At 73.1% G+C, this 25,654-nt stretch carries 21 protein-coding genes and 2 pseudogenes; 11 read left to right on the top strand and 12 right to left on the bottom strand.

The window, feature by feature from the left end; genetic code table 11:
• Positions 1 to 85 precede the first annotated feature (85 nt).
• Complete coding sequence (locus tag MF408_RS09430; protein WP_345893890.1) at positions 86 to 2,083, top strand: MATE family efflux transporter; 1,998 nt, start codon at positions 86 to 88, stop codon at positions 2,081 to 2,083.
• A 117-nt stretch (positions 2,084 to 2,200) separates the two neighbouring features.
• Here MF408_RS09430 and MF408_RS09420 read toward each other — a convergent pair whose 3' ends face one another.
• The 6 genes from MF408_RS09420 to MF408_RS09395 form a co-directional block, all read right to left on the bottom strand.
• Positions 2,201 to 2,854, bottom strand: coding sequence for a hypothetical protein (locus MF408_RS09420; RefSeq protein ID WP_240251151.1), 654 nt, complete (start codon positions 2,852 to 2,854; stop codon positions 2,201 to 2,203).
• A gap of 42 nt (positions 2,855 to 2,896) precedes the next feature.
• Positions 2,897 to 3,466, bottom strand: coding sequence for a 50S ribosomal protein L9 (gene rplI / locus MF408_RS09415; RefSeq protein ID WP_345893889.1), 570 nt, complete (start codon positions 3,464 to 3,466; stop codon positions 2,897 to 2,899).
• A 24-nt stretch (positions 3,467 to 3,490) separates the two neighbouring features.
• On the bottom strand, positions 3,491 to 3,727 hold the full coding sequence (gene rpsR / locus MF408_RS09410; protein ID WP_240251150.1) for a 30S ribosomal protein S18: 237 nt from the start codon (positions 3,725 to 3,727) through the stop codon (positions 3,491 to 3,493).
• A 71-nt stretch (positions 3,728 to 3,798) separates the two neighbouring features.
• Positions 3,799 to 4,350, bottom strand: coding sequence for a single-stranded DNA-binding protein (locus MF408_RS09405; protein WP_240251149.1), 552 nt, complete (start codon positions 4,348 to 4,350; stop codon positions 3,799 to 3,801).
• Positions 4,351 to 4,459: 109 nt separating this feature from the next.
• Entirely contained in the window at positions 4,460 to 4,750 is a 291-nt protein-coding gene (gene rpsF, locus MF408_RS09400; protein ID WP_240251794.1) for a 30S ribosomal protein S6, read from the bottom strand.
• A gap of 99 nt (positions 4,751 to 4,849) precedes the next feature.
• Entirely contained in the window at positions 4,850 to 5,743 is an 894-nt protein-coding gene (locus MF408_RS09395; protein ID WP_240251148.1) for a helix-turn-helix transcriptional regulator, read from the bottom strand.
• Between the two features lie 101 nt (positions 5,744 to 5,844).
• On the opposite strand from MF408_RS09395, the gene MF408_RS09390 reads away from it, so the two are divergent.
• From MF408_RS09390 to MF408_RS09375, 4 genes are all read left to right on the top strand, one after another.
• Complete coding sequence (locus MF408_RS09390) at positions 5,845 to 6,717, top strand: SDR family NAD(P)-dependent oxidoreductase (RefSeq protein ID WP_240251147.1); 873 nt, start codon at positions 5,845 to 5,847, stop codon at positions 6,715 to 6,717.
• A gap of 63 nt (positions 6,718 to 6,780) precedes the next feature.
• Positions 6,781 to 8,067: an O-acetylhomoserine aminocarboxypropyltransferase/cysteine synthase family protein gene (locus MF408_RS09385; protein ID WP_240251146.1), complete on the top strand. Its 1,287-nt coding sequence runs from the start codon at positions 6,781 to 6,783 to the stop codon at positions 8,065 to 8,067.
• Positions 8,064 to 9,176 (top strand): homoserine O-acetyltransferase, encoded by a 1,113-nt coding sequence (locus tag MF408_RS09380; RefSeq protein ID WP_240251145.1) that lies wholly within the window; start codon positions 8,064 to 8,066, stop codon positions 9,174 to 9,176. Before MF408_RS09385 ends, MF408_RS09380 begins: the two co-directional genes overlap by 4 nt.
• Positions 9,177 to 9,240: 64 nt before the next feature.
• A complete protein-coding gene (locus MF408_RS09375; RefSeq protein ID WP_240251144.1) occupies positions 9,241 to 10,038 on the top strand; it encodes a deoxyribonuclease IV in 798 nt (265 codons plus the stop codon).
• 49 nt (positions 10,039 to 10,087) lie between these two features.
• Here MF408_RS09375 and MF408_RS09370 read toward each other — a convergent pair whose 3' ends face one another.
• Positions 10,088 to 10,501: a hypothetical protein gene (locus MF408_RS09370; RefSeq protein WP_240251143.1), complete on the bottom strand. Its 414-nt coding sequence runs from the start codon at positions 10,499 to 10,501 to the stop codon at positions 10,088 to 10,090.
• 114 nt (positions 10,502 to 10,615) lie between these two features.
• Between MF408_RS09370 and MF408_RS09365 the strand changes: the two are divergent.
• Together MF408_RS09365 and MF408_RS09360 are read left to right on the top strand one after the other, a co-directional pair.
• Positions 10,616 to 11,769 (top strand): annotated as a pseudogene (locus MF408_RS09365) (peptidoglycan bridge formation glycyltransferase FemA/FemB family protein).
• An 84-nt stretch (positions 11,770 to 11,853) separates the two neighbouring features.
• Positions 11,854 to 12,864 (top strand): alanine racemase, encoded by a 1,011-nt coding sequence (locus MF408_RS09360; RefSeq protein WP_240251142.1) that lies wholly within the window; start codon positions 11,854 to 11,856, stop codon positions 12,862 to 12,864.
• Positions 12,865 to 13,527: 663 nt separating this feature from the next.
• Here the strand turns inward: MF408_RS09360 and MF408_RS09355 are convergent.
• From MF408_RS09355 to MF408_RS09345, 3 genes are all read right to left on the bottom strand, one after another.
• Positions 13,528 to 13,908: a hypothetical protein gene (locus MF408_RS09355; RefSeq protein WP_240251141.1), complete on the bottom strand. Its 381-nt coding sequence runs from the start codon at positions 13,906 to 13,908 to the stop codon at positions 13,528 to 13,530.
• Entirely contained in the window at positions 13,851 to 15,032 is a 1,182-nt protein-coding gene (locus MF408_RS09350; protein ID WP_240251140.1) for a glycosyltransferase 87 family protein, read from the bottom strand. Before MF408_RS09350 ends, MF408_RS09355 begins: the two co-directional genes overlap by 58 nt.
• 298 nt (positions 15,033 to 15,330) lie before the next feature.
• Positions 15,331 to 17,406: a transglycosylase domain-containing protein gene (locus tag MF408_RS09345; RefSeq protein WP_240251139.1), complete on the bottom strand. Its 2,076-nt coding sequence runs from the start codon at positions 17,404 to 17,406 to the stop codon at positions 15,331 to 15,333.
• Positions 17,407 to 17,544: 138 nt separating this feature from the next.
• Between MF408_RS09345 and MF408_RS09340 the strand changes: the two genes are divergently transcribed.
• Entirely contained in the window at positions 17,545 to 18,126 is a 582-nt protein-coding gene (locus MF408_RS09340; protein ID WP_240251138.1) for a PadR family transcriptional regulator, read from the top strand.
• A 96-nt stretch (positions 18,127 to 18,222) separates the two neighbouring features.
• Complete coding sequence (locus tag MF408_RS09335; RefSeq protein WP_240251137.1) at positions 18,223 to 19,305, top strand: inositol-3-phosphate synthase; 1,083 nt, start codon at positions 18,223 to 18,225, stop codon at positions 19,303 to 19,305.
• Between the two features lie 218 nt (positions 19,306 to 19,523).
• Here the strand turns inward: MF408_RS09335 and MF408_RS09330 are convergent, their stop codons facing one another.
• On the bottom strand, positions 19,524 to 19,997 hold the full coding sequence (locus tag MF408_RS09330) for an SRPBCC family protein (protein ID WP_240251136.1): 474 nt from the start codon (positions 19,995 to 19,997) through the stop codon (positions 19,524 to 19,526).
• 55 nt (positions 19,998 to 20,052) lie between these two features.
• Positions 20,053 to 21,478 (bottom strand): annotated as a pseudogene (locus tag MF408_RS09325) (CCA tRNA nucleotidyltransferase).
• A gap of 131 nt (positions 21,479 to 21,609) precedes the next feature.
• On the opposite strand from MF408_RS09325, the gene MF408_RS09320 reads away from it, so the two are divergent.
• Together MF408_RS09320 and murJ are read left to right on the top strand one after the other, a co-directional pair.
• Positions 21,610 to 23,862, top strand: a complete 2,253-nt coding sequence (locus MF408_RS09320; protein WP_275693388.1) for a DUF6049 family protein — start codon at positions 21,610 to 21,612, stop codon at positions 23,860 to 23,862.
• Positions 23,859 to 25,502: a murein biosynthesis integral membrane protein MurJ gene (murJ, locus tag MF408_RS09315; RefSeq protein WP_240251134.1), complete on the top strand. Its 1,644-nt coding sequence runs from the start codon at positions 23,859 to 23,861 to the stop codon at positions 25,500 to 25,502. Before MF408_RS09320 ends, murJ begins: the two co-directional genes overlap by 4 nt.
• Positions 25,503 to 25,654: the final 152 nt, after the last annotated feature.

Below are 25,654 nucleotides of genomic sequence, written 5' to 3'. Positions count from 1 at the left end.
GCACGGGCGCCGCCGCAGGGGAACGGTTTCCACAAGATTTCGGGGGTTTTCCACCGGCTTCTGCGGTTCGGCCGGGGAGGCGCCGGTGAAGGTCCTCCGCCTCACCGCCGACGACCGGCGGATCGCCCGGCTGGCGGTGCCGGCGTTCCTCGCGCTGGTGGCCGAGCCGCTGTTCCTGCTCGGGGACGCCGCCGTCGTCGGCCATCTCGGCACACCCGAGCTCGCGGGGCTCGGGATCGCCGCCACGGTGCTCCAGACGCTGGTCGGCCTCTGCGTCTTCCTCGCCTACGGCACCACCGCCGGCGTGGCCCGTCAGCTGGGGGCCGGCCACCGCGACGCGGCCCTCGCCCAGGGGATCGACGGACTCTGGCTCGCCGTCGTCATCGGCGTCCCCGTCACCGTCGCCGGCATCGCGCTGACCGACCCGATGGTGGCGCTGCTGGGCCCGGGACCGGGCGTGACCGAGCACGCGACGACGTACCTGCGGATCTCGCTGCTCGGCGTGACCCCGCTCCTGCTCATGCTGGCCGCCACGGGCGTGCTCCGCGGCCTCCAGGACACCCGCACCCCGCTAGTTGTCGCCGTCGCCGGCAACGTCGTCAACCTGCTGCTCAACGTGGTGCTGGTCTTCGGCGTCGGTCCGCTTCCGCACCTCGGGATCGCCGGCTCCGCGCTCGGGTCGGTCATCGCCCAGGTCGGCTCCGCCGCGGCGCTCGTGGCCGTCGTCGTGCGCGCGGCCCGACGCGAGGGTGCGCCGCTGCGCCCGCACCTGCCCGGCATCCGCACCGCCGCGCGCGCCGGCGTCCCCCTCCTCGTGCGGACCCTGACGCTCCGCGCGTCGCTGCTGGTCACGACGTACGCCGTCGTCGTCACCGCCGGCAGCGGCGCCGAGGAAGCGGTGCCGATCGCCACCCACCAGCTGGCGATGACGATCTGGACCTTCCTCGCGTTCGTCCTCGACGCGATCGCGATCGCCGCGCAGGCGATCACCGGCAGCTACCTCGGCGCCGGCGACGTGGCCGGCACCCGGGCGGTGACCCGGCGGATGGTGCGGTGGGGGCGTGGCCGCGGGCGTCGTCACCGGCCTCCTGCTCGCGGCCGCCAGCCCGGTGCTGGGCATGCTGTTCACCCCGGACGACGACGTACGACGCGCGCTGGTGCCGGTGCTGCTCGTGGCCGCGCTCGCGCAGCCGGTCGCTGGCGTGGTGTTCGTGCTCGACGGCGTGCTGATCGGGGCCGGCGACGGCGGCTACCTGGCGTGGGCCGGGCTCGTCGTGCTCGCGGGCTACGCTCCGCTCGTGCTGGCAGCAGCGGTCGTCGCCGACGACTGGGTCGGCGGCGGGCTGCCGTGGCTGTGGGTGGTCTTCGGCCTGGTGTTCATGGGCGGCCGGATGCTGACCCTCACCCGGCGCGCCGCGGGCGACCGGTGGCTCGTGACCGGGGTGCCGGCGTGAGGCCGCTGGTCGCCGTCGCGCTCGGCCTCGTGGTCGTGGCGCTCTATGCCCGGTCCGGTTCCTTCGACCTGCTGGTCGACCCGCTCGGCTGGCTGCTCGTGCTGCTCGGCGTCCGCGTGCTCGCCGACCGCACCGGGCTGCGTCACCGGGCGTGGCTCGGCCTGCTCGGCTGGCTCGCCCTGCTGGTGTCCGCGGTGCTCGTCGTCCCCGACGCCCGCGCCTGGCTCGAGGACGCCGAACCGGCGCTCGGCTGGGTCGCCGACCTCCCCGCCCTCGCGTTCTGCGGCCTGCTCTGCCACGCGCTCGCCGGCCGGGCCAAGGCGGCCGGCCAGACCGGCGCGGCCGCCTGGGCGGAGTGGACCGCGGTCGGCTTCGCCTTCACCGCGCTCGCGCCCGCCCTGGTGATCGGCGGCGGCCTGCAGGGGGCTGCGCGAACCGGCCGAGGTGGTCACCGGCCTCGCCCAGCTCTCGCTGTTCGTGCTGTGCCTCGCCTGCTCGGGACGCGCCTGGGCCGGCGCCCCTCAGACGGACGCGTCGGCCGCGTAGGGCCCGGGTCGCCCGGCCGGTGCCGCCCGGCCGGTGCCGCCCGGCCGGTGTCGCCGTGGCCGGTCGGTTCCGGGGCGACGTGACGGGCAAAACCTCCACTTGTCCGGCCTTGCTTTGCCCGACAAGTTGAGGTTTCCCCGGTCGGCCGGGGAAACCTCACGTCGCGGCGCACCCCGGAATCTCGCCCCCCGCGGACGACCTCACCCGCCGAGAGCGGCGAGCGCGGTCTTGGCGAGCCCGATGCTCTGCTGCCGCGGGTCGCCCTCGTGCTCGGCGCCGTCCTCGTACTCCAGCTCGATGTCGAAGACGAACGCGTCGGTGCACACCCGCAGCACCGCCTCCAGCGGCGGGGAGTCATCGACGTCCCAGAACGCGCGGGTGGCGCCGGGGACCTCGACCGGCTCGACCTGCGAGGCGATCGCCAGCGGCTCGGGGCAGGTGAATCCGGCCGGGAAGTCGTCCGGGCCGCTCAGCGCGAAGTCGACCTCCACCAGGTCGTCGGCCTCCCACGAGCAGTTGTCGCTCTGCCACTCGACGTCCTGCTCGGAGTGGCCGCCGCCGCCGATGCTGCCGGGGCCCACGGTGACGCCGTACGCCGCCGCGATGTCGTCGGCGGTCAGCACGTCGCAGGCCGCGGGCAGGGCGCCGGCCGTCGTCCCGCCCCCGTCGGGGTCGTCGGTGCTCTCGGGCCCCGCAGTGCCGGACGGCTCGGGGGTGTCGGGGTCGCTGGGGCTGCTGGACTCCTCGGTCGCCTCGCTGGTCTCCGCCGCCTCCTCCCCGTCGTCGCCACCGTCGTCGTCGCTGCACGCGGCGAGCAGCGACGTGGCCAGCAGCGCGGCGGCGAGCACGGTCAACCGGGACAGCCCGGACGGTGGGGACGGGGGAACGCAGGGACCTCATGAGACCTCCCGGGAAGCGGACCGGACGCCGCCGATTGTGCCCCACGCGACGCGGAACCCCCGGGAACCGCGAGCGGCCGGCCCCCGGAGGGGACCGGCCGCTCGGCAGTGGACGTGCGTCAGGCGGGGGATCACGTTGAGCGCGACCGCCGCGGAGACCTCGTCGTGCAGCTTGACCGAGACCTGGTGGGCACCGAGGGTCTTGATCGGGTTGCCGAGGACGATGGTCCGCTTGTCGACGGTCTCGCCGGTGACCTCGCCGATCGCGTCGGCGACGTCGCCGACGGTGACGGCGCCGAAGAGGCGGCCGCCCTGGCCGGCCTTCACCTTGACGTCGACCGGGGCCTGCTCGAGCTTGGTCTTGATCTCGGCGGCGTGCGCCTCGTCGCGGACGGCACGAGCCTTGCGGGCCGTCTTGATCGCGTCGGCCTGGCTCTGGGCGCCCCGGGTCCACCGGATCGCCTCGCCGCGCGGCAGCAGGTAGTTGCGCGCGTAGCCGTCCTTGACCTCGACCACGTCGCCGGCGGCGCCGAGGCCCTCGACCTCCTGGGTCAGGATGATCTTCATGTCAGCGTCTCTCCTTCGGGGGTCTCAGCGGCCGCTGGACGTGTAGGGCAGCAGCGCCAGCTCGCGGGCGTTCTTGACCGCGATCGCGACGTCGCGCTGGTGCTGGACGCAGTTGCCGGTGACCCGCCGGGCGCGGATCTTGCCGCGGTCGGAGATGAACTTGCGGAGCAGCGCGGTGTCCTTGTAGTCGACACCGGTCGCCTTCTCCTTGCAGAACTGGCAAACCTTCTTCTTCGGCTTGCGGATGACTGCCTTCGCCATTGTGGTGCTCCTCCTCAGAGCCCGGCCATGCGTTCAGAGGGCCGGAATGGTGTTGGTTGATGTTGCAGTGGTCAGAACGGGGGCTCGTCGTTGCTGACGCCGGGGGCCGCCCACGGGTCGCTGGCGGGTGCACCGCCGCCGCCCTGGGGACCGCCGCCGCCCGCCGGGGCCGACGAGGCCCACGGGTCGTTGGCCGGAGCGCCGCCGCCCTGAGGTGCGCCGCCCCCGGAGGAGCCGTAGCCGCCGCCCCCGCCGGAGCGGCCGGCCCGGGCGACCTTCGCGGTGGCGTACCGCAGCGCGGGACCGACCTCGTCGACGTCGATCTCGAACGCCGTGCGCTTCTCACCCTCGCGGGTCTCGTACTGGCGCGACTTCAGCCGCCCCTGCACGATCACCCGCATGCCCTTCTGGAGGGACTCGGCGACGTTCTCGGCGTACTGCCGCCACACGGCGCAGGAGAGGAACAGCGCCTCCCCGTCCTTCCACTCGTTGGTGGTGCGGTCGAACGTGCGCGGCGTCGACGCGATCCGGAAGTTCGCCACGGCCGCACCCGAGGGGGTGAAGCGCAGCTCCGGGTCGTCGACGAGGTTGCCGACGACGGTGATGACGGTCTCGCCTGCCATGTCAGGTCTCCCTAGATGAGTGAGGGCGTTGGGGTACGTCGGCGCTCATCGTGTCGTGACCCACCGACATTCCGGTAGGTCCCGTCCACAGGCGCGCCGGCGCCGCGGCTCAGTGAGCGGCGGGGCGCAGCACCTTCGTGCGGAGCACGGCCTCGTTGAGGCCCAGCTGACGGTCGAACTCCTTGACCGTGGCCGGCTCGGCGGTCAGGTTGATGACCGCGTAGATGCCCTCGGCGTTCTTCTTGATCTCGTACGCGAGACGACGGCGACCCCACACGTCGACGGTCTCGACGCTGCCGCCGTCCTTGCGGATGACGTTGAGGTACTTGTCCAGCGACGGCTCGACGGTGCGCTCGTCGAGGCTCGGGTCGAGGATGACCATGACTTCGTATGCACGCAAAGCGGTCTCCACCTCCTCTGGGCTCAGCGGCCACGGTCTCTCCGTGGCAGGAGGGGCTCTGCATCGTCCGCCGCCCCGGTGGGTGGCGGACGGCACAGGCTACCAACGGCGTACGACCCCCGCCGAATCGTCGTCGGGACGCAGCCGCTGGGTGCCGACGACCCGGAGCAGGGCCAGACCGTCCTCGGCGGCGCTGCCGGCCGCGGCGGAGTAGACGATCACCTGCTGGTCGTCGTCGGGCACCTCGAGCACGTCGCAGTCGAGCAGGAGCGCGCCGACCTCCGGGTGCACCACGGTCTTGGTCTGCGACCGCCAGCCACCGGTGGCGCCCGACTCCCACAACCGCCGGAACTCCGGCGACCCCGACCGGAGGTCGGCGAGGAGCGCGGCCAGCCCGGCGTCGTCCGGGTAGCGCGCGGCCGCCGCGCGCAGGCACGCGACGGTGTTGGCGGCGGTGTCGACGCTCTCGGAGTCGGTCGCACCGACCGGACTGCGGGGCGGCTCGGCCGGGTCGGGCAGGAACCGCAGCCGCACCAGGTTGCGGCGCTCGGGACGCAGCGCCGACCAGTCGCCGTGCAGGGCGGAGGACATCGCGTTCCAGGCGAGCACGTCGCCCTTGGCGCTCAGCACGATCGCCGGCAGGTCGGCGAACCGGTCGATGAGCCGCAGCACGCTCGGCCGCACGTGCATCGGGATCGTCCCCGGCCCCGGCGGCGGGGTCCCGGCCAGGTGGAAGAGCTCGTCGCGCTCCGCGGGCGCCAGCCGGAGCGCCCGGGCCAGCGAGCCGAGCACCTGCGCCGACGGCACCGGCCCGCGCCCCTGCTCGAGCCGGACGACGTAGTCGACGCTGACGCCGGCGAGCAGCGCGACCTCCTCCCGTCGCAGCCCGGGCGTACGGCGGCGCGGACCGGCCGGCAGCCCGACGTCGGCGGGGCGCACCCGCTCGCGGGCCCGGCGCAGGACCCGCGCCAGCTCCGGCCGGTTGATGCTCACCGCTCCAGGATGCCCGGCTCCGCCATGCCGAGGGTAGGACCGCCGGTCCCACGATCCGCTCGTCCTGTCACGCGGGTCCCGGGGCGGGGACCGTGGCCTGCATGACCGACACGAACAGCACCACGAACACGACCAGCACGAGCAGCACCACGACCCCCACCGCCCTCGTCACCGGCGCCACCCGCGGCATCGGCCGCGAGACCGCCGCCCGCCTCGCCGCGCTCGGCTGGACGGTCTGGGTGGGCGCCCGGGACTCCGAGGCCGGGGAGAAGACGGCCGCCGAGATCGCCGCCGAGCACCCGTCCGCCGACGTCCGCAGCGTCCTCCTCGACGTGACCGACGACGGCTCGGTGGCCGCCGCTGCCGACACCGTCCGCGCCGCCGGCACCGGCCTCGACGCCCTCGTCAACAACGCCGGCGTGGCCGGTCGCCTCGTCGCACCCGAGGAGACGACCGCCGCCGACTTCGTGCAGGTCTACGGCACCAACGTGCTCGGGCCGGTGCGGGTCACCAACGCGTTCCTCCCGCTCCTGCGCGACTCCGCCGCACCCCGCCTGGTGATGGTCTCGAGCGGGGTGGGGTCCTTCGCCGTCACCACCGACCCCGACCGCGTCGAGTCCACCCTGGTCGGGCTCCCCTACCCGTCGTCCAAGGCGGCGCTCAACATGATCACCACGATGTACGCCAAGGCGCTCCCCGGCGTGCGAGTCTCCGCCGTCGACCCCGGCTACACGGCGACCGACCTCAACGGCCACTCCGGTCCGCAGTCCGTCGCGGAGGGCGCCGAGGCGATCGTGACCGCCTGCTCCGCCGAGACGGTGCCGGGCCCGTTCTTCGACCGCCACGGCGTGCTGCCCCTGGTGACCCGCCCCCTCCGGCCCCGGCCGACGGGCCGGGGGCCGGGGGGCCGGGGGCCGGGGGGCACCGCGCGGTCGTTCAAGCCCGCCCACCAGTCGAGACGACCCAAACTGTAGTCGTTTGGTCTACTTTAGGCTCGGAGGTTCCGGAATCTTCCAGCACCTCACCAGGAGCAGCGCATGACCTACCGCCCCGAGACCCTTGCGGTCCACGCCGGCCAGGAGGAGGCGGATCCGGCCACCAACGCCCGGGCCGTGCCGATCTACCAGACCACGTCGTACGTCTTCAACGACACCGAGCACGCCGCGAACCTGTTCTCGCTCGCCGAGCCGGGCAACATCTACACCCGGATCATGAACCCGACCCAGTCGGTGTTCGAGGAGCGGATGGCCCAGCTCGAGGGCGGCGTCGGCGCGCTCGCGACCGCGTCCGGCTCGTCGGCGGTGACCTACGCCGTCCTCAACCTCACCTACTCCGGCGACAACATCGTCGCGCTGTCCACGCTGTACGGCGGCACGTACGCGCTGTTCGCGCACACGCTGCCACAGTTCGGCATCGAGGTCCGCTTCGTCGACCCCGACAAGCCGGAGGAGCTGGCGAAGCACGTCGACGAGAAGACCAAGCTGGTCTTCGCCGAGACCGTCGGCAACCCGAAGATCAACGTGGTCGACGTCCGCGCCTGGGCCGACGCCGCCCACGCCCAGGGCCTGCCGCTGATCGTCGACAACACCGCGCCGACGCCGTACCTCGCGAAGGTCTTCGACCTCGGCGCCGACGTCGCCGTGCACGCGGCGACGAAGTACATCGGCGGCCACGGCACCTCGATCGGCGGCGTGATCGTCGACGCGGGCAGCTTCGACTGGGCGGCGCACGCCGACCGGTTCCCCGGCCTGACCAAGCCCGACAGCGCCTACCACGGCGTCGTGTGGACAGAGGCCGTCGGCAACCTGGCCTACGTCATCCGGGCCCGCACGGTGCTGCTGCGCAACACCGGCGCCGCGTCGACGCCGCTCAACAACTGGCTGTTCCTGCAGGGCCTGGAGACCCTCCACCTGCGGATGGAGCGGCACTCGGAGAACGCGCTCGCGGTGGCGAAGTTCCTGCAGGGCCACGACGCCGTGTCGTGGGTCAGCTACCCCGGCCTCGACGGCGACCCCTACAAGGAGGTCGCCGACCGCACCTTCACCGGTCGCGGCTACGGCGGGCTGGTCAGCTTCGGCGTCAAGTCCGGCCGCGACGGCGGCAAGCGGTTCATCGAGGCGCTGCAGCTGTTCAGCCACCTCGCCAACATCGGCGACGCCAAGTCGCTGGCGATCCACAACGCGACCACGACCCACAGCCAGCTCACCGCCGAGGAGCTCGAGGCCGCCGGCGTGCCGGAGGACATGGTCCGGCTGTCGATCGGCATCGAGCACGTGGAGGACCTGGTCGCCGACCTCGAGCAGGCACTGAACGCCAGCAAGTGACCGGAGCGCTCGGGTACGTCGAGACGCAGCGGGTCGTCCTCGCCACCGAGGACGACCCGCTGCTCTTGCGTGGGGGCGGCCGGCTCGGGCACGTGGAGGTCGCCTACGAGACGTACGGCGAGCTGACGCCCGCCCGCGACAACGCGGTGTTCGTCTGCCACGCCCTCACCGGCGACGCCCACGCCGCCGGGCTGCACCTCGGCGCGAAGCGGCGGGGCTGGTGGGACAACCTGATCGGCCCCGGCAAGCCGCTCGACACCGACCGGTTCTTCGTCGTCTGCGCCAACCTCCTGGGCGGGTGCTCCGGCACGACCGGCCCGCTGTCGACCGACCCGGCCACCGGGTCGCCGTACTTCCTCGACTTCCCGATGCTGCACATGACCGACCTGGTCGCCGTGCACCGCCGGCTGCTGGCGCACCTCGGCGTCGAGCGGCTGCACGCCGCCGTCGGCGGGTCGCTCGGCGGCATGCAGGTGCTGCAGTGGGTGATCGACGACCCCGGCCAGGTGGAGCGCGCGGTGCTCGTCGCGGCGACCTCGCGGCTCAGCCCGGAGGCGATCGCGTTCTCCTCCGTCGCCCGCGAGGCGATCCTCGGCGACCCCGACTTCCACGACGGGCGGTACGCCGAGCACGGCACGGTCCCCCGGCACGGGCTCAAGGTCGCCCGGATGATGGCCCACATCACCTACGTCTCCGACCGCGCGCTCGAAGCGAAGTTCGGCCACCGCCGGCGCCCGCCCGCCGACCGCTGGACGCTCGGTCCCGACTACGAGGTCGAGCACTACCTGCAGCACCAGGGCACGTCGTTCCTCGACCGGTTCGACGCGCTGTCCTACCTCTACCTGAGCCGGCTGCTCGACTACTTCGACCCGTTCTCCGAGCCGGCGACCGACGACCGGCTGCGCTCGGCCGTCACCCGGTTCCAGGTCACGTCCTTCGACAGCGACTGGCGCTTCGACACCCGCCAGTCGGTGGTGCTGGCCGACCGGCTGGCCGGGCTCGGGCTCGAGGTCGACCGCGCCGAGCTGGGCTCGCCGTACGGCCACGACTCCTTCCTGCTCGAGCCGCCCGGCTACCACGACCGGATCCGCGGGTTCCTCGCGAGCTGACCCTCCCGAGCCCCACCCCGGGCTGGACGGGTCGCCGTCGGCGGCGGTGCCTACAGTGACGGCCATGAGCACGATCGCCATCGGCGCCCACGTCGACCAGACCGACCCGATCGCGGAGGCGACGGCGCGCGACGCGCCGCTGGTGCAGTTCTTCCTCGGCAACCCGCAGAGCTACAAGGGCCCGGTCGTGGCCTACGAGGGCGGCGCCGAGCGGCTCCGCGCCGACGCTGAGGCGGCGGGTGTCGACCTCTACGTCCACGCGCCGTACCTGATCAACGTCGCGACCACCAACAACCGCCAGCGGATCCCCAGCCGCAAGCTGCTCCAGCAGCACATGGACGCCGCCGCCGAGCTCGGCGCCAAGGGGCTGATCGTGCACGGCGGGCACGTCACCGACGACGACGACCCGGCCAAGGGGTTCGACAACTGGCGCAAGGCGGTCGAGGCCACCGACATCAAGGTGCCGCTGCTCATCGAGAACACCGCGGGCGGCACCAACGCGATGACCCGCTACCTCGACCGGATCGCCGGCGTGTGGGAGGCGATCAGCAAGGCGGACGGGTTCGAGATGGTCGGGTTCTGCCTCGACACCTGCCACGCCCACGCCGGCGGCAACCCGCTCGAGACGGTGGTCGAGGAGGTCCGGGCGATCACCGGCCGGATCGACCTCGTGCACTGCAACGACAGCCGCGACGACTTCGACTCCGGCGCCGACCGCCACACCAACTTCGGGCACGGCCGGATCGACCCCGCCCTCCTCGCCGGGGTGGTGCGCGACGCCGGCGCGCCGGTGATCGTCGAGACCCCCGGGCCCGCCGACGCGCACGTCGCCGACTTCGCGTGGCTGCGCGAGCGGATCTGATCCGACCGGGGCGCGCGGTGCCGGCCCCGAGGACGGCTCCGGTGTCGCGCTACAGCGGCGACCAGCCCAGCTTGCGGGCCACCCGCTCGAGGGTGTCGACCAGCTGTTGGTAGCCGTCCTCGCCGAGGTCCTCGACCGCGCGCTCCCGGACCCGGCGCACGGCGACCTCCTGCACGTCCTCGACCCGCCGGACCCCCTCGTCGGTGAGCCGGTACTCCGGCCCCTGGTGCACCAGCAGCCCGTCGTCGACGAGCCGGCGCACCGGGTCGTCCAGGTCGTCGCCGGTGTCGTGCGGCAGCGCCGCCGGCAGCGAGTCGTCGGCCACCGCGCCCACCCGGAGCCGGTTGATCAGGTGCCACTCCTGGGCCGTCAGCCCCGCCTCGCCCGCCGCCTCGACGTACTGGTGGTCGAGGAGCTCGTCGACGGCCCTCACCCAGTAGCTGAGGGGTCGTGGTGCGGTCATCTCGCCTCCTAGCGCTGTTCCGCCTCGTCGGTACCCGCGCCCGGGCGGCGTACTCGACCGGGACGCGGCGGGCGGATGAACCTGCGCCGCCCGGTGCGGGATAGCCTCGGCCCCATGCCGACCCTGCGGGTGATCTCCGCCGACGAGCACCGCGACTACCTCGCGACGCTGCCGTCGGCGAGCTTCCTGCAGACGCCCGGGTGGGCACGGGTGAAGGGCGAGTGGCGCCCGGAGCACCTCGCCTGGGTCGACGACACCGGAGCCACGGTCGGCGCGGCGCTCGTGCTCCACCGCCGGCTGCCGCGGCTGCGCCGCTCCCCTCGCCTACCTGCCCGAGGGGCCGGTGATCGACTGGTCGTCGGAGTGCCTGCGCGACTGGCTCGACCCGATGGTGCGCCACCTGCGCAAGCAGGGGGCGTTCGCCATGCGGATCGGGCCGCCCGTGGTCACCCGCCGCTGGACCGCCGCGCAGGTCAAGGAGGGCGTCGCCGACCCCGGCGTACGCCGCCTCGGCCAGCTCCCGCCCACCGACCGGTCCCCGGCCGGCGCGAAGGTGGTGGCCCAGCTGCACGAGCTCGGCTGGCGCCCGCAGGTCGCCGAGGGGCGGGTTCGCCGCGGGGCAGCCGCAGTTCGTCTTCCAGGTGCCGCTGCGCACCCCGGTCGACCCGGCCGACCCGGCCGCCGGCTGGCGGCAGCGCACCGAGGACGAGGTCCTCAAGGGCATGAACCAGCTGTGGCGCCGCAATATCAAGCGCGCCGCCAAGGAGGGCGTCGAGGTCACCGCCGGCGACCGCACCGACCTCAAGGCCTTCCACGACCTCTACGTCCACACCGCCGAGCGCGACGGCTTCACGCCGCGGCCGCTGTCCTACTTCGAGACGATGCACGACGCGCTCACCGCCGACGCCCCCGAGCGGTTCACGCTGTGGCTGGCGCGGCACGAGACCGACCTGGTCGCCGCCACCATCGCGATCCGCGTCGGCGAGCACGCGTGGTACTCCTACGGCGCGTCCTCCACCGAGAAGCGGGAGGTCCGCGGCTCCAACGCCGTGCAGTGGGCGATGCTGCGCGACGCGATCGCCGCCGGCGCCGCGGTCTACGACCTGCGCGGCATCACCGACACCCTCGACGCCGACGACCCGCACGTCGGGCTGATCCAGTTCAAGGTCGGCACCGGCGGCGAGGCGGTGGAGTACGCCGGCGAGTGGGACCTGCCGGTCAACCGGCCGCTCTACAAGGCCTTCCAGCTCTACCTGAAGCGCAGGTAGCGCCGATGAGCCTGACCCTCACCGTCGACGGCCCCCGCTGGCGGGGCCACCTCGAGGCCGTCGCGGAGCAGCACCCCCGGCCTGGTGCCCGTCGCGAAGGGCAACGGCTACGGGTTCACCCTCGGCCGGCTGGCCCGCAAGGCGCAGTGGCTGCGCGACCGCGGCCACGACGTGACGACGCTCGCGGTCGGCACGTACGACGAGATCGCCGAGGTCGCCACCCGGTGGCAGGGCGACATCCTCGTGCTCACCCCGTGGCGTCCGTTCATCCCGGCGACCACCGCGCCGCTGCCCGACAGCGTGGCGAAGCGGGTCGTCCACACCGTCAGCCGGCTGGCCGACCTCGAGCAGCTGCTGACCCTCGCCCCGCACTCGCGGCTGGTGCTCGAGCGCACCACCAGCATGCAGCGCCACGGCATGTCCGGCCGCGAGCTGTGGGAGGCGGGCGAGGTGCTGCGCCGGCACCCCGCCGGCCGGCTCGAAGGCGTCGCGCTGCACCTCCCGCTCGCGCAGGGCAGCCACCTCGGCGAGGTGTCGCGGCTCCTCGTCGACTACGTCGCCGCCGCGGTGCCGAAGCGGGGCGCCGACACCGTCTGGATCAGCCACCTCACCGACGCCGAGCTGGCGACGCTGCGGGAGCAGTACGGCGACTTCTCGATCCGGCCCCGGATCGGCACCCAGCTGTGGCTCGGCGACCGCGGCGCGCTGCGGGTGACGGCGACCGTCCTCGACGTCCACCCCGTCGAGCGGGGCGACTCCTTCGGCTACCGCGGCCGCACCGCCCCGAAGTCCGGCCACCTGCTCGTCGTCAGCGGCGGCACCGCCCACGGCATCGGCCTCGAGGCGCCCACCGGCGACTCGTCGATGAAGGCGCGGGCCGCGACCCTCGCGCGCGGCGGCCTCGACGCCGTCGGCTTCGTGCGGTCGCCGTACTCCATCGACGGCAAGCAGCGGCTGTTCGCCGAGCCGCCCCACATGCAGGCCTCGATGCTGTTCCTCCCCCACGGCGCCCGGGTGCCCGCCGTCGGCGACCGGATCGACGTACGGGTGCGCTACACCGCGACCTCGTTCGACCGGGTCGTCATCGAGGGCTGAGCCGGCGCTCGTCCACAGGCGGCGACGGGAGCTGGCCCGCGTCCACGAGGGCGTCTACGTCGACCACACCGGTCCGCTGTCCTGGCTCCAACGGGCCTGGGCGGGCGTGCTCGCGTGCGAACCTGGCCGCGTTGGAGGCCTCTGTGCTGTGGAACGCATCGCCACCGAGGCAGCGCACGGAGCAAGCCGTCCTCGACCTCGCCGCGGTGGCTGTGCGCGACATCGATGCTGTCGCGCTCCTTGCTGACGCCGTCGGTTCGCGGCGTACGACGGCAGCGCGGCTCGCCGAGACGCTGAGCGGACGCGCCCGTATCGGCCGCCGGCAGCTCCTCGAAGCGGTGATCTCCGATCTGGCGTGTGGCACGTGCTCGGCTCTGGAGCACGGCTACCTCACGCGGGTCGAGCGACCGCACGGCCTGCCGGTTGCTCAGCGCCAGTTCCGGGAGTCGCTCAAGGGCCCGCTCTACCGGGACGCCTACTACGCCGAGATCGGCACCGTGGTCGAGCTGGACGGGCGGCTCTTCCACAGCCGGGCGACCGACCGCGATCGCGACCTCGAACGCGACCTCGACGTCTTCACCTCGGCACGGACGACGGCGCGCCTCGGCTGGGGCCAGGTGTTCGACCGGCCCTGTCTCACTGCCGCCAAGCTGGGTGAGGGGTTCAGGCGGAGGGGCTGGCGAGGGCAGGCCCGGCGTTGTCCGCGCTGCCCACCGGGACCGGGGCCGCCGTTGTGTGGTTGATCGCAGTCACCTGGTGACCAGGATCCACCGCAGAAGGCGCCTTGCCCGGCACCGCCCGTGCCGGGTCGCGGCCCGGGCGGAACATGTCGCGGACGACGAGCACGACCAGGTAGAGCTCGCAGGCGACGCGGACGGCGATGCCGACCCAGTAGAACCCGACCTCGCCGCCGCCGGCGGGGTTGAGGAAGCCGCCGAGGTACCACCACACCGTGCAGAAGTAGAAGACCTCGCCGGCCTGCCAGATCAGCTGGTCGCGCCAGCGCGGCCGGGCCAGCACCGCCAGCGGCAGCAGCCACAGCACGTACTGCGGCGAGTAGACCTTGTTGACGAGCAGGAAGCCGACGACGACGAGGAACCCGAGCTGCGCCAGCCGGGGGTGACGCCGGCCCGCCGGCCCGCGAGCAGGCCGAGGACGAGCACGCCGAGGCACCAGCCGCCGAAGACCACCCACGACCAGGTGTTGATCGTGGCGGCCGTGATGCCGAGGTCGCCGGCCTGGTCGACGACCAGCCACACCGAGCCGAGGTCGGCGCCCCGGTCGGCGTTGAACGTCCAGAACACCTTCCACTGGTCGGGGCCGGAGAGCACCGCGGGCAGGTTGGTGACCGCCCACGCCAGCGCCGCGGCGAGCGTGGCCGCGCCGAACGCGGCGTACCTCCGTTGCCGCAGGCAGATCACGAGGATCCCGCCGAGCAGGAACAGCGGGTAGAGCTTGGCGGCCGTGCCGAGGCCGATCAGCACGCCGGTGAGCACCGGCCGGTCGCGCGACCACGCCCACAGCGCGCCGGCGACGAGCGCGACCGCGAGCAGGTCCCAGTTGATGAGGCCGGTGAGGGCGAGCGCCGGCGAGAGGGCGAACGCCGCGGCGTCCCACGGCCGGCCGGGGTTGACCCGGGCCAGGAGCCACGTGGCGAGCAGCGCCAGCAGCGCGAACCCCACCGCGTTCACCAGGACGAAGATCGAGTGCTCCCGCTGCACGTCGCGGTCGGCGTGCAGCTCGTCGACCGGCTGCCGGTAGCGCTCCTCCAGGTCCGGGCTCCCGTTGAGCAGCTGGGTCAGCCACGAGGCGCCGTAGGCCCAGTAGGCGATGCCGACCGGATACTCCATCACCTCGTAGCGGTCACGGGTCTGCTCGTCGGCGGAGTACGGCCAGGCCCGCTCGGCCAGCCCGCGGCCGACGTACAGCGGCCGCAGGTCGGTGTAGCACATGTGGGAGTAGACCCACTCCTGGTCCGGCGCACCGCCGACCGAGCACGGCGCCTTCTGCAGCATCCCGAGGGAGAACACCACCGCGGTCAGCGCGAGCAGCACCCGGGTGGGCGTCCACCAGCGGTGCCGGGTGGCGTGCTCCCCGACCGGCCCGCCGACGACCTCGCTGACGGCCGCGACCACCCGGTCGTCCCGGGTCGGGTGGACGTGCGTCATCCGCGGGTACGACGTCCGGCGCGGCGCCCCGCGCGGTGCTGGCCGCCGCTGTCGTGGCGGCCGACCAGGTCGTTGCCGCCCTTGCCGCCACCGCCGCCAGGGCCGCCGCCGCCGGGGCCACCGCCGCCCGGCCCGCCGCCCCCCTCCGGGACCGCCGCCGGGCTGTTCCGGGTCCCCGTCGCCGGGCGGGGTCGTGGTGGGGGGCGTGGTCGTCGGCGGCTCGCTGGTCGGCGGCTCGCTCGTCGGCGGCTCGCTCGTGGGCGGCTCGCTCGTCGGGGGCTCCCCGGTCGGCTCGTTGTCATCGGTCTTGTCCGGCTTCGGCTTCTTCGTCGGCTTCGGTGGCGGCGTGTAGGGGCTCGTGGCCCTCCTCGGGCGCCTCGCCGTCGACGTAGACCGGCTCCGCGAGCGGCACCGGGTCCTTGCCGTCCATCGCGCGGTCCATCACCGCACGCCAGGTCTGGGCCGGGTAGGTGCCGCCGAAGAACTCCGGCAGCCAACCGTCGAGCGGGCCGTTGCCCTTGCCGCGCACCAGCATCACGGCCGTGGACAGCTGCGCGGTGAAGCCGGCGTACCAGGACGAGGAGACCGCGCCGTCGTCGCGCGTCGCCGTGCCGGTTTTGCCGGCGGCGGGCCAGGCGAAGCCGCTCATGGCCGACGCACCGGAGCCGGCCTCGACGACCTGCTGCATCGCGTAGGACACGTCGGCGGCGATGTCCTCGGGGATCGCGCGGTGGGTGTTGACCTTGTGGTTGTAGCGGACGTCGCCGTTGGTGTCGACGACCTTCTCGATGATGTACGGCTCGGCCGCGACGCCGCCGTTGGCGATGGTCGCGTAGCCGTTGGCCATGTTGATCGGGCTGACCGTCTGGGAGCCGAGGGCGACGCCGGTCACGGGCTCGAGGGCGGGGCTCCGCGTCGGGAAGCCCCACGGGTCGTTCGGCGTCTCCGCCGGCGGGATGCCCATGTCGACCGCGGTGTCGATGATCTTCTGCGGCCCGTCCTCCATCGAGACGGTGAGGTCGATGAACGCGGTGTTGACGGAGTCGGCGGTCGCCTGGATCAGGTTGACCCGGCCGTAGTCGGAGTCGCCCTGGTTCTCGACCGGCCGGGAGCTGCCCTCGAAGTAGTAGGGCGAGTTGCCCTCGAAGGTGTCCTTGAGGGAGTAGCCCTCCTTGATGCCGGCGGCGAGGGCGAACGGCTTGAACGTCGACCCGGCCTGGCCGCCGGCGACCGCCCAGTTGATCTGCGAGTCGAGGTAGTCCTGCCCGGCGAAGATGCCGCGGAGGGCGCCGGTGCCCGGCTCGACGGTGGCGACGCCGACGTGCAGCTGCTTGTAGCCGAAGCCGTCGGGCCGCGCCTGCTTCATGCCCTCCACGGCGGCGTCCATCGCCTCCGGGGTGAACGTCGTGGTCACCTCCAGGCCGCCGCCGTCGATCTCCTGCTCGCTGAACCCGAGCCGGAGCAGCTCCTTCTTCACCATGGTGAGGACGTGGCCCTTCTGGCCGCCGTAGGTGCTGTCCTCGTCCTGCTTCGGGAACTTCGGCAGCCGGCTCTTCGCCTTCTCGGCCTGCTCGGCGGAGATCGCGTCGACGTCGGCCATGCTGCCGAGCACGTACTCGTAGCGGCCGCGGAGGTCCTCCTTCGAGTCCTTGCCGTTGGCCGGGTCGAGGTAGTTGGGGTCGTTGAGCACCGCGGCCAGGACCGCGCTCTGCCGCAGGTTGAGCTTCTTCGCGTCGACGCCGAAGTAGGCCTGCGCCGCGGCCTGCACGCCGTACGCCCCGCGCCCGAAGTAGATGGTGTTGAGGTAGCCCTCGAGCACCTCCTCCTTCGTGAACTGGTTCTGCACCTTCAGCGAGAGGATCGCTTCCTTGGCCTTGCGCGACCAGGAGCGCTCCTGGCTGAGGTAGAGGATCTTGACGTACTGCTGGGTGATGGTGGAGGCGCCCTGCGTGACGTTGCCGCGAGCGTTGCTGAACGCCGCGCGGACGATGCCCTTGGGGTCGATCCCCTCGTTGGTCCAGAAGGTCTGGTCCTCCGCCGCCACGACGGCGTCCTTGAGCGTCTCGGGCATCTCGTCGAGCTCGACGGAGTCGCGTTCCTGGATGGCGAACTTGCCGAGGTCGGTCTTGCCGTCGGCGTAGTAGACGTGCGTGGTCTCGGTGAGGAAGTCCGCGTTGGGGTCCGGGATGTCGATCGACCGGTAGGCGACGAAGAACACGCCGCAGCCGATCAGCACCATCACCAACGCGCCGATCGTGCCCCACTTCGCGACCCGGCGCAGCCGCTGCTTCCAGGTGCGCGGCTCCTTCGGGGTCGCCCCCGAGCGGGCGCTCGTCGCCGCCGCCTTCCGCTTCCCGTTGGCCAACGTCCTCACTCACTCACAACCCCGGGGGTCGGGTCGACCCCGCCGTGCCGCCGTTCAGGGTACGCACCGGCGCACACGTCCACCGATTTCGCGCCGGCGATCCATCGGGAGTTCAGATTCGGCGGATATATCGTTACGATAGATCGCATGGCACGGCGTGGTGAAACCATCGAGCTGGCGGTCCTCGGGCTGCTGCACGAGGGACCCATGCACGGATACGAGCTGCGCAAGCGGCTCAACCTGATGCTCGGGTGGGGGCGGCTGCTCTCCTACGGCTCGCTCTACCCGGCGTTGAAGAAGATGCTCCGCAACAACCTCATCGAGGAGGTCACGTCGGCGCCGAGCACCGCCTCGCGCCGGCAGCGGATCACCTACCAGGTGACCGACAAGGGCACCGACGAGTTCCACCGCCTGATGTCGGAGGTGGGTCCTGCAGCGTGGGAGGACGACAACTTCGACATCCGCTTCCGGTTCTTCTCCTCCACCGACATGGAGATCCGGCTGCGCGTCCTGGAGGGCCGCCGCTCGCGACTGCAGGAGCGGCTCGACCGGGTCCAGCGGGAGCTCGCGATGACCCAGCGGGAGGTCGACCGGTACGCCGCCGAGCTCCAGCGGCACGGCGTCGAGTCCGTCGAGCGTGAGGTGCGGTGGCTCTCCGACCTCATCAACGCAGAGCGCGGCGGCGAGCGCACCACCACGGAGGAGCAGCCGCCCGCCCCGGCGACCTGACACCCCGATCACTTGGCACGACTGATTCAGCAATCCGCGCGAGACACCCCCTCGCAGCACCCGGCCGCTCAGGCCAACGACCAAGGAAGGACTCTCATGGGTTCGGTTCGAGTAGCGATCGCCGGCGTGGGCAACTGCGCCACGTCCCTGATCCAGGGCGTGCACTACTACCGGGACGCCGACCCTGCCGGCTCGGTCCCCGGCCTGATGCACGTGAAGTTCGGCGACTACCACGTCGGTGACGTCGAGTTCGTCGCCGCGTTCGACGTCGACGACAAGAAGGTCGGCAAGGACCTGTCCGAGGCGATCAACGCGTCGGAGAACAACACCATCAAGATCACCGACGTGCCGACCCTCGGTGTCGAGGTGCAGCGCGGCCCGACGCTCGACGGCCTCGGCAAGTACTACCGGGCCACCATCGAGGAGTCCGCGGCCGAGCCGGTCGACGTCGTCCAGGTCCTCAAGGACTCCGGCGCCGACGTCCTCGTGTCCTACCTGCCGGTGGGCTCGGAGGAGGCCGACAAGTTCTACGCCCAGGCCGCGATCGACGCCGGCGTCGCGTTCGTCAACGCGCTGCCCGTCTTCATCGCCTCCGACCCGGTGTGGGCGAAGAAGTTCGAGGACGCGGGCGTCCCGATCGTCGGCGACGACATCAAGTCGCAGGTCGGCGCCACCATCACCCACCGCGTGATGGCGAAGCTGTTCGAGGACCGCGGCGTCGTGCTCGACCGCACCTACCAGCTCAACGTCGGCGGCAACATGGACTTCAAGAACATGCTCGAGCGTGACCGCCTCGAGTCGAAGAAGGTCTCGAAGACCCAGGCCGTCACGTCGAACCTCACCGGCGAGCTCGCCGGCAAGGTCGAGGACCGCAACGTCCACATCGGCCCGTCCGACTACGTCGCGTGGCTCGACGACCGCAAGTGGGCCTACGTCCGGCTCGAGGGCCGCGCGTTCGGCGACGTACCGCTCAACCTCGAGTACAAGCTCGAGGTCTGGGACTCCCCCAACTCCGCCGGCATCATCATCGACGCCGTCCGCGCCGCCAAGATCGCCAAGGACCGCGGCGTCGGCGGCCCGATCCTCCCCGCGTCGGCGTACCTCATGAAGAGCCCGCCGGTGCAGATGGAGGACGGCCAGGGCCGCGCCGAGCTGGAGAAGTTCATCTCCGGCGAGTGACCGACCCGGCGCATCTCCGCAGCTGAAACACGCCGAGCCGTCCCGTTTCTCGGGACGGCTCGGCGTGTTTTCATGCCGGTTTGCGCCGGGTCGGCGTGTTTTCGTGCCGGTTCGCGCCGGGTCGGCGTGTTTTTCGTGCCGGTTTGCGCCGGGTCGGCGTGTTCTGCGTGCCGGTTTGCGCCGGGTCGGCGGGTTTTTCGGCGCGGGTTCGAGCCGGGTCAGCGCTCGGCGTCGGCCTTGAGGCGGACGAGGGTGGCGGTCATGCCCTCCTGCAGCGCGGCGGTGAACCGGTCCTGGCCGCCGAGGGCGAGGCCGACCAGGCCGCGGGAGAGGGCGGAGACCCCGTCGGGCGCCTCGCGGCGGTGGACGACCCGGGTGCGGCCGTCGCCGGCGTCCTCGAGCCGGAACGACCAGACCGTGCGGTTCTCGACGACCCGGAAGGCGAGGTCGGACGGCGGCGCGTACCGCACCACCTGCGCCGTGGTCGGCCAGTGCTTCCAGCCCTGGTGGTTGATGTTGACGAACCGGGTGCCGCGCCGCACCTCGCGGCCGAGCACGAAGGTCTTGACCACCTGGTCGCTCCACGACGCCATCCGCCGCAGGTCGGAGACCATCGCCCACACCCGGTCGCGGGGCGCGTCGATCGTCGTGGTGGCCAGCAGGTCCGTAGGGGTCGGCGTGGTCGCAGTCATGGCCGCACCCTAGGGGGCCCGGGCCGCGACCCGCTCGCGACCGGCGCCGCCGCCGTCAGCGGGCCGACCACCACTCCAGCAGCGCCCGCTTCGCGTCGTCCTCGGCCATCGGGCCGTTGTCGAGCCGCAGCTCGAGGAGGAACCGGTAGGCCTCGCCGACCTCGCGCCCGGGCCCGATGCCGAGGAGCTCCATGATCTGGTTGCCGTCGAGGTCGGGCCGGATCGAGGCCAGCTCCTCCTCCTCCGACAGCCGCTCGATCCGCGCCTCCAGGTCGTCGTAGGACCGACGGAGCCGGTCGGCCTTGCGCCTGTTGCGGGTCGTGCAGTCGGCGCGGGTCAGCACGTGGAGCCGGTCGAGCTGGTCGCCGGCGTCGCGCACGTAGCGGCGCACCGCGGAGTCGGTCCACTCGCCCGAGCCGTAGCCGTGGAACCGCAGGTGCAGCTCGACCAGGTGCGCGACCGCGTCGATGTCGTCGCCGGAGAACCGCAGCGCCTTCATCCGCTTCCGGGTGATCTTGGCGCCGACGACGTCGTGGTGGTGGAACGTGACGGTGCCGTCGTCGAGGAACCGCCGCGTCCGCGGCTTGCCGACGTCGTGCATGAGCGCCGCGAACCGCGCCACGAAGTCCGGCCCGTCGGTGCCGAGCCGGGGCTCGAGGTCGATCGCCTGCTCGAGCACGGTCAGCGTGTGCTCGTAGACGTCCTTGTGCCGGTGGTGCTCGTCACGCTCGAGCCGCAGCGCCGGCAGCTCCGGCAGCACGTGGTCGGCGAGGCCGGTGTCGACGAGCAGCGTCAGCCCCAGCCGGGGGTACGGCGCGCACACCAGCTTGACCAGCTCGTCGCGCACCCGCTCGGCGGAGACGATCGTGATCCGGTCGGCCATGTCGCGCATCGCCGCCACGACCGCGTCGTCGACGGTGAACCCGAGCCGGGCCGCGAACCGGGCGGCCCGCATCATCCGCAGCGGGTCGTCGGAGAACGACTCCTCCGGCGTGCCCGGCGTGCGGATCACCCGGTGGGCGAGGTCGACCACCCCGCCGTAGGGGTCCTCGAGCTCGCGCCCGGGGAGCCGCACCGCCATCGCGTTGATCGTGAAGTCGCGCCGCCGCAGGTCGCCGGCGAGGGTGTCGCCGTACTGCACCGACGGCTTGCGGGACTCCGGGTCGTAGGCCTCCGAGCGGTACGTCGTCACCTCGACGACCCAGTCGCCCTTGCGGCAGCCGATGGTGCCGAACTCACGACCCATGTCCCACCACGCGTCCCCCCCAGGCCCGCAGGATCCGCTCGGTCACCTCCGGTCGTGCGGAGGTGGCGAGGTCGAGGTCGTTGGAGGTCGTGCCGAGCATCGCGTCGCGCACCGGGCCACCGACCAGGGCGAGCTCGTGGCCGGCGTCGGCGAACAGCCCGCCCAGCTCGTCGATCACCGGCGCGATCCGGTCCAGCTCCGTCGCGACCGACCGCTGGACGTCGACCAGCCGGATCGGCTCGAGCGCCGGCGCATGGGGTTCGGACACGCCCGGGAGTCTACGGACCGGTCCGGGCCGCCCGTCCCACCCCCGCCGCCGCCCGCCGGTCTACCCTCGGGGCGTGGTCCTCCGCGCCCTGCTCCGCCGTGCCGCCGTGGGCGCAGTGGCAGCAGGGCTGCTCGCGCTGCCGGCACCGGCCGCCGGGTCCCCGGAGCCGGGCACCGACCCCGTCCGCGACCCCATCCGCGACGCCGCCGCTCCCCGCGTCGTACGACGCGCCGCTCGTGGTCACCATCGAGGAGCTGACCCCCGGCGAGCTGCCTCGCCGCGGGGCGATCGAGGTCTCCGGCGAGGTGGCCAACCGCGACGTGGAGACGTGGCGCGACGTCAACCTGCACGCGTTCGTCAACGACGACGCCTGCCTCGGCTGCCCGCCGCCGATCACGACGGCCGCCGAGCTGGAGGCCGCGGCCGCGACCGACCCGGAGGCCGTCGTCGGCAACCGGATCGTCCAGGTCAGCGACACCGTCCCGGAGCTGCGGCCGGGCGAGGTGGCGACCTTCTCCATCCGGATCCCGCGCCGCTACGTCGAGATCACCCAGGCCGGCGTGTACTGGTTCGGCGTCCACGCCCTCGGCTCGAGCGACACCACCCCCCGCGACTCCCTCGCCGACGGCCGGGCCCGCACCTTCCTCCCCTACCTCCCGCAGGGCCGCGACGGCGTGACCGGCTCGGTCGACACCGCGGTCGTGGTGCCGCTGCGCCACCGGATCGAGCACCACCCGTCCGGCGCGATCGCCCGGCGCAGCGACTGGCGCGCCGACCTCGGCCCCTACGGCCGGCTGGGCGGTCCGCTGTCGTTCGGCGCCGCGGCGCTCGACCGCCCGGTCACCTGGTTGGTCGACCCCGCCGTCCCCGACGCGGTACGGCGCCTCGGCGAGGGCAACCCGCCGCGCGACCTCGGCCCGCTCAGCGAGGACGCCCGCGAGCCGGAGGAGCCCGACGAGACCGGCGAGCCGGGATCGGAGACGCCGTCGACCGACGGACCCGACGGCGAGGGCAGCGGCGAGGCCCCGCCGCCCACCGACCCGACCGCGACACTCGCCCGGAGCTGGCTCGACCGCCTCGAGCGCGCCCTGCAGGGCGAGGAGGTGCTCGCCCTGCCCTACGGCGACGTCGACGTGTCGGCGACCGCCTCGTCCATGCCCGAGCTCTACGCGCTGGCCCGCGACCGGGCCGGCGACGTGCTCGCGGAGTGGGAGGTGGAGACCCGGCCGGCGATCGCCTCCCCCGGCGGCTACCTCGACCCGCGCTCGCTCGACGAGATCGATGAGCTCGACGACTCCAGCATGCTGCTGCTGACCGACCGGATGTTCGCGGCCGACACCGGGCAACGAGGCGACGACGAGGCCGAGCCGCAGACCGACGCCACCGGGATCGCCGCGGACGCGCCCGGCGCGGGGAGGTTCGGCGGGCACGAGGTCGCCGTGACGGCCTCCGCGGCCGCCACGGGCGGTCCCGGACCCGACCCCCGGCTCGACGCCGTCAGCCTGCGGCAGCGGGTGCTCGCCGAGGCGGCGCTGCGGCTGCTGCGCTCGCCCGACGCGCCCGAGCCGCTGGTCGTGGTCGTCGACCCGGACGTCACCGGCGAGGGCGCGACCCGGTTCTGGAGCGGCCTCGACCTCGACTGGGTCGACCTCGGCACCGCGTCCGACGCGGTGGCCGGCGCGAGCGCGGTGATCGACCCCGACGAGCTCAGCTACCCCGCGGAGGCCCGCGCCGGCGAGCTCGGCCCGTCCCTGTTCTACGAGCTCGGACGGCTGGTCGCGGCGGGCGAGACGCTGCAGAACGTGCTGATCGACAGCGAGGGCGTCGCCGGCGAGGTCCGCGACGAGGCGCTCACCTCCGCGTCGTACGCCTCGCGCACCGCGCCCGACGCCGCCGAGCGCGCCCTGGTGCGCTCCCGCGGCTGGATCGAGCGCCGGCTCGCCGAGGTGACGATCGACGGACCGCCGGGCGTCACCCTCTCCAGCGCCGACGGCACGTTCTCGGCCACCCTCGAGAACCTCCTCGACCGCACGGTGACGGTGCGGATCGAGGCCACCAGCCCCGGCGGCAGGGTGCGCGTGGACGCCGGGGAGCCGATCGTGCTGACCGCGGGGAGCCGCACCACCGTGCTCCTCGAGGCCCACACCTCCGACCCCGGCGTGCACAACGTGACCCTCGCCGTGACCGACGTCGACGGCACCCCGATCGGCGCGACCGACCAGCTGCCCGTGCGGTCCAACCAGGTCAGCGACGTGATCTGGGTGATCCTCGGCGTCGGCTTCGGCATCCTCGTCCTCGCGATCGTGCTCCGGCTCCTCCGCCGGTTCCGACAGCGCGGGGCGGCCACGTGACCGACCAGGGGACGCCGACGCCCGAGAGCGTGCCGGACCCGACCGCCGGCAGCGGCGCCCGCGACGCCGCCCCGGCCACCCCGCCGGACGGCGACGGCGAGCAGCGGCGGATCCTCGCCAACAGCGCGGTGATGGCCGCCGGCACCGTCGTGTCGCGGTTCAGCGGCTTCATCCGCTCCACCCTGCTGGCGGCGGCCCTCGGCGTCGGGCTCCACGCCGACCTGTTCACGATCGCCAACACGGTGCCCAACATGCTCTACATCCTGCTCGCGGGCGGGGTGTTCAACGCCGTGCTGGTGCCACAGCTGGTGCGGGCGATGCGCAACGACGCCGACGGCGGGGCGGCGTACGTCGACCGGGTCGTGACCCTCGCGGTGCTGTTCCTCGGCGCGGTGACGGTGGCGCTGGTGGTGGCGGCGCCGTGGGTGATGTCGCTGCTGCTCGACAGCCGGTACGCCGACCCGGAGCTCGCCGAGCAACGGCAGTCGGCGATCGACTTCGCCCGCTACTGCCTGCCCCAGGTCTTCTTCTACGGCATGTTCGCCCTGGCCGGGCAGATCCTCAACGCCCGCCACCGGTTCGGGCCGATGATGTGGGCGCCGATCGCCAACAACGTGATCTCGGTGGCCGTGCTGGCGGTCTACCTGCTGGTGTTCGGGCCGGCGACGGCCGCGGAGCAGCAGGGGCCGTTCACCGCCTCCCAGGAGGCGCTGCTCGGCCTCGGCTCCACGGCCGGCATCGCCGCGCAGCTGCTGATCCTCCTGCCCTACCTCCGGTCGGCCGGCGTGCGGATCCGGCCGCGCTTCGACTTCCGCGGCGCCGGCCTGGGGCACACCCTGCGGCTGGGGATCTGGACGGCGCTGTTCGTGATCGTCAACCAGGCGGCGTACGTCGTCGTCGTGCGGCTCGCGTCCGGCGGCACGGCGGCCGACCCCGACGGCACCGGCATCACGATCTACTCCAGCGCCTACCTGGTCGCGTTGGTGCCGCACTCGGTGATCACGGTGTCGCTGGCCACCGCGATCCTGCCCCGGCTCTCCTCGCACGCCGCGGCCGACGACCTGCCCGCCCTGGCCCGCACCCTGGTCAGCACGATCCGCACGGCGCTGGTCGTCGTGGTGCCGTTCGCCCTCCTGCTGCCGTTCATCGCCCTCCCGGTCGCGCAGGTGGTGTGGGGCCACGGCGCCACCGCCGACAGCTTCGACCTGTTCGGGCCCACGCTGGGGCTGTTCGGCTTCGGGCTGGTGTTCTTCACGCTCCACTACCTGTCGCTGCGCGGGTTCTACGCGCTGGAGCAGAACCGCACCGTGTTCTGGATCCAGTGCCTGATCGCCGGCTTCAACATCACGCTGGCGATCGCGCTGGTCGGCCGCGCCCAGGACGCCGGTGACACCGCGCCCATGCTGGTCCTCGCCTACACCGGCGCCTACGCGGTCGGCTCGCTCGTGTCGTTCTCGCTCCTCGCCCGCCGCCTGGGGGCATCGGCGCCGGGCCGCTGCTCGGCTTCGTGGCCCGGCTGCTCGTCGCCGGCGGGGCCGGGGCCGGGGCGGCCGTGCTGGTGCGGTGGCCGCTCGAGCGGCTCCTCGAGGAGGTCCCCGCTGCGGGCTCGTGGCCGTGGGCGGCCGTGGAGGCCGCCGTGATGACGGCCGCGGCGGTCGTCGTCCTGCTGCTGCTCGCGCGGGTCCTGCAGCTGCGGGAGGTGACCTCGGTGATCGACACGGTCTCCCGCCGGCTGCGACGTCGCCGGGCCGTGCCCGAACCGCGCCCTAGGATGGCGGAGACACCCGGGGAC

Source organism: Nocardioides sp. TF02-7 (assembly GCF_022437945.1).
In the GTDB taxonomy this organism is placed as follows: Bacteria; Actinomycetota; Actinomycetes; order Propionibacteriales; family Nocardioidaceae; genus Nocardioides.
The sequence above is the reverse complement of the archived record's forward strand: the minus strand, read 5'-3'. Positions and strand labels throughout refer to the sequence as shown.

What these genes read in the sequence shown, in the direction of transcription:
- rplI (WP_345893889.1), bottom strand. Translation starts at nt 3,466, where the DNA reads ATGAAGATCATCCTGACCCAGGAGGTCGAGGGCCTCGGCGCCGCCGGC.
- rpsR (WP_240251150.1), bottom strand. Translation starts at nt 3,727, where the DNA reads ATGGCGAAGGCAGTCATCCGCAAGCCGAAGAAGAAGGTTTGCCAGTTC.
- MF408_RS09405 (WP_240251149.1), bottom strand. Translation starts at nt 4,350, where the DNA reads ATGGCAGGCGAGACCGTCATCACCGTCGTCGGCAACCTCGTCGACGAC.
- MF408_RS09390 (WP_240251147.1), top strand. Translation starts at nt 5,845, where the DNA reads ATGACCGACACGAACAGCACCACGAACACGACCAGCACGAGCAGCACC.
- MF408_RS09385 (WP_240251146.1), top strand. Translation starts at nt 6,781, where the DNA reads ATGACCTACCGCCCCGAGACCCTTGCGGTCCACGCCGGCCAGGAGGAG.
- MF408_RS09375 (WP_240251144.1), top strand. Translation starts at nt 9,241, where the DNA reads ATGAGCACGATCGCCATCGGCGCCCACGTCGACCAGACCGACCCGATC.
- MF408_RS09370 (WP_240251143.1), bottom strand. Translation starts at nt 10,501, where the DNA reads ATGACCGCACCACGACCCCTCAGCTACTGGGTGAGGGCCGTCGACGAG.
- MF408_RS09350 (WP_240251140.1), bottom strand. Translation starts at nt 15,032, where the DNA reads ATGACGCACGTCCACCCGACCCGGGACGACCGGGTGGTCGCGGCCGTC.
- MF408_RS09340 (WP_240251138.1), top strand. Translation starts at nt 17,545, where the DNA reads ATGGCACGGCGTGGTGAAACCATCGAGCTGGCGGTCCTCGGGCTGCTG.
- MF408_RS09335 (WP_240251137.1), top strand. Translation starts at nt 18,223, where the DNA reads ATGGGTTCGGTTCGAGTAGCGATCGCCGGCGTGGGCAACTGCGCCACG.
- MF408_RS09330 (WP_240251136.1), bottom strand. Translation starts at nt 19,997, where the DNA reads ATGACTGCGACCACGCCGACCCCTACGGACCTGCTGGCCACCACGACG.